Source organism: Candidatus Thermoplasmatota archaeon (assembly GCA_030018475.1).
Taxonomy (GTDB): Archaea; Thermoplasmatota; JASEFT01; order JASEFT01; family JASEFT01; genus JASEFT01.
In genome coordinates, this window is record JASEFT010000095.1 from 1 (window position 1) to 1,850 (window position 1,850).

Sequence of the window (1,850 nt, forward strand, 5' to 3'; positions counted from 1 at the left end):
TGATATTACGACTACGGGCGCGACCTTGAATATGGATTATACTGTTGGTGACTATGCTTCTGTACAGGTTAGATTTGATTATAAGAAGACAGCGGATGCTGTTTGGAGTAATACAGCTTGGGTGACAAAGAGTGCGTCTGGCAGTCACTCAGAGACTTTGACAGGTTTGGATTCCGGTACGGAGTATCAATTCAATGCTACGCTTAAGTACGATGGTACTACTATTTATGGCGGTGTGCGGACGTTCACTACTCTTACTCCAGCTATCCCAACAGTTACTACGAAACCCGCCACTGGTATTACGACTACGAGCGCGACTTTGAATATGGATTATACTGTTGGTGACTATGTTGGTTATACTACCGTGCAAGTTAGATTTGCTTGGAGGCAGGTAGGAGCTGCCGCATGGACTTATACGACTTGGGTAACGAAAACGGCGTCAGGCAGTCACTCAGAGAGTATAACTGGCTTAACAATCGCGACAGAGTATGAGTTCAAGGCACAGCTTCAGTATGATACTACTTTAATTGAGGGTGAAACGAAGACATTCTATACTGTTGTCACAGATAAAGTAGTTATCAGAGACGCTCCCGACGGCGGCGGTATGGAAATCACAGGTCCTTTTGCAAAAGGTATGACTTATACACTTTACGCAGCTGGGTACAATAAGACAACAAATCAGTATACTGGCCCAGTCTCAGGTACTTGGAGCATTTCTCCTCCAGAGGGCATCGCAAGTGTGGATCCTGAAAGCGGAGAGTCGACTAACCTCACAGGAGTAGCTGCAGGAACATTTAGTCTAACCTTTACATGGGATACTACTAACAAAAAGACTTACGATAATCTCAAAGTTATAGAGATAGCTGGAGTAGTCGTTTGGGGCTTCCCGTTCGGAACTTACTGGATAATAATATACATAGTGATAGCGGTAGTTGTAGTGGCAGCATTAGCAACTTGGTTTGCAAAGAAGAAGAAAGTAGCACCACCGACGTAAAAAAACTTCTCCCTCTTTTTTTATTTAAGTCATGCGGGAATGAACTGTATTCTTTTTCGTCAGTTTTCTTTTCTTCAAGCAGGTCTTCTGTAGTAACAAGGGGCTTTCTTTACTTCTGTATTTGACTATTTCCTGTTTGCTCTAAGACTTTTCTCAACGCTTCTCGAAAATAATTTCAACTCGCCAATAAGATATTACACCAATTCAAAGTCTCAGGTCGCACAATGATGTATATGTTATTTTGGATATAAAATGAGCAGAGCTCAAGAACTATATCGCTACTACACGTTTTAATACATAACCACCCACAAAATTTATTAAGCAGTGAGCTTATTAACTATAAATACCAAGAGGAAAAAAGGTGAAAGAATTTATGAGTCTTAGAAAGATTGCTGTAGGAGTTTTTTTCGTAGTTGTAATTGCAGCGTTTGTGCCTCTGGTAGCTGCGCCTGCTGCGCAGGCAAGAGCGCCGTTAACAGTAACGGTAACGCCTTCAACACTGGAAGCTAAAGCCAGAACGCCTGGTTATGTAGTGTACAATTTTACAATAGCCACAGGAGCTGGAGAAAGTGGCGTGATAGATTTAGAAGCTAAACCTCTAGACAAACCTAGCTGGACTAACTGGACTGTTACCTTTATGAATATTTCAGGTGTGCCTTTGACAGATACTAATGACAACGGCAAAGTAGATCTTGGAAACGTGCCTGCAAGCACAACAAACTACGCATATTTGAAGATAATGGTTCCTGGAGATACTGGCAACGGCACTTCTTTACAGCATAGAGTATGGGTGAATTTAAGTACTACTTCAGTTACTAAAGACGTAACTACGATTTGCGACTCTTTTACTCTTGTA

At 41.8% G+C, this 1,850-nt stretch carries 2 protein-coding genes; both read left to right on the forward strand.

Annotated elements, in window-relative coordinates:
* A partial coding sequence (locus tag QMD21_07645) for a hypothetical protein (protein MDI6856635.1) occupies window positions 1-994 on the forward strand: 994 nt, incomplete at its 5' end.
* A gap of 373 nt (window positions 995-1,367) precedes the next feature.
* On the forward strand, window positions 1,368-1,850 hold a 483-nt coding region (locus tag QMD21_07650), incomplete at its 3' end, for a hypothetical protein (protein MDI6856636.1).